A 334-nucleotide genomic window follows, 5' to 3' on the forward strand; every position below is an offset into this window, starting at 1 on the left:
GTGATTCATGTAAGAATAAAGTACAACCTTCAGCATCTGACGAGGCGTAGCCTGATTTTCCCTTAATCGGGAATAAGTCGAGTATAAATCTGTTAAATCCATCTCCTCTACAAACTGACTTAGCAAACGCACCGAATCATTATTGGAAATCATGTACTCAATATTTAGTGGAAGTTTTAATTGATAATTTCCACGATTTGAAGTATAATTTTTGTGTAAATTAATGTATTTTGCCATACGTTAATTTTACTATAAATCTTCCACTCTTCCGAGTGGGAGATTTATTTTTTTATGCGAAAAGCTGTCGCACTATTTTTAGTGCGACAGCTCCATC

1 protein-coding gene is annotated in these 334 nt (G+C 34.4%); it reads right to left on the reverse strand.

Features of this window, described 5'->3' with window-relative positions:
• A partial coding sequence (locus tag P8V03_RS19130; RefSeq protein ID WP_487286269.1) for a transposase occupies positions 1-237 on the reverse strand: 237 nt, incomplete at its 3' end.
• Positions 238-334: the final 97 nt, after the last annotated feature.

The sequence above is a fragment of the Clostridium tanneri genome, from assembly GCF_033659955.1.
Classification (GTDB): Bacteria; Bacillota; Clostridia; order Clostridiales; family Clostridiaceae; genus Clostridium_AM; species Clostridium_AM tanneri.